This window comes from Amycolatopsis sp. MtRt-6 (genome assembly GCF_017308975.1).
Classification (GTDB): domain Bacteria; phylum Actinomycetota; class Actinomycetes; order Mycobacteriales; family Pseudonocardiaceae; genus Amycolatopsis.
In genome coordinates this window covers 1-847 of the sequence record NZ_JADWPD010000078.1, presented here as the reverse complement: position 1 = coordinate 847, position 847 = coordinate 1, and the positions used below count along the sequence as shown (strand labels likewise).

Sequence of the window (847 nt, the reverse complement as noted above, 5' to 3'; positions counted from 1 at the left end):
GGGCGAGTTCAATCGGTCGATGCAACACCGGGTGTTTGTAATGAGCGTAGCTGCTCGGCGAAGACCTCGGCCGGGGTTCGCCAGCCGAGGATCTTGCGGGGCCGGTTATTGATCGTGAAGGCGATGGCTTCCAGCTCCTCGGCGGACCACCGGGAAAGATCGGTGCCCTTCGGAAAGTACTGGCGCAGCAGGCCATTGGTGTTCTCGTTCGTCGGTCGCTGCCATGGCGAGTGTGGGTCGGCGAAGAAGACCTTCGTCCCGGTCTCGAGGGTCAGCTGTGCGTGCCCGGACAGTTCTTTCCCGCGGTCCCAGGTGATCGTCCGCCGCAGTTGCTCTGGCAATTGCGTGATCGAGGCAGCCAACGCGGCGTTCATCGCGACGGCGCCGTAACCGCCGAGCGACGGCCCGTTCTTCACCGGTGGGGCCTCACCCCAGCCCTCCAGCCTGGGCAGATGCACCAGAAGCGTGGACCGGCTGCTGCGCTCGACCAGCGTGCCGATCGCAGACCGGCCCGTCCCGATGATCAGATCCCCCTCCCAGTGCCCTGGAACGGCGCGATCGGCGGCTTCGGCGGGGCGTTCGCTGATGACGACGTCCGCGCTGACATGCCCCTGCGGCTTGTTGCGTGATCGGGCTCGCGGTTCCCGCAGGGCACGACCGGTGCGCAGACACGCGACCAGCTCTCGCTTGAGCGCGCCGCGTCCCTCGATGAACAGCGACTGATAGATCGCCTCGTGACTGATGCGCATGGACTCATCATCGGGGAAATCAACCGGGAGCCGGTGAGAGATCTGCTCCGGGCTCCACGCCATCGCCCACCGCCGATCCTGCCGATACGGCTTGTTCA

General features: G+C 65.9%; 1 protein-coding gene. It reads right to left on the bottom strand.

The genetic code is table 11. The features are described 5' to 3' along the window. Positions 1 to 8: 8 nt before the first annotated feature. Positions 9 to 847: IS30 family transposase (locus tag I4Q55_RS48875; RefSeq protein ID WP_206797889.1), on the bottom strand; the 839-nt coding region annotated here is incomplete at its 5' end.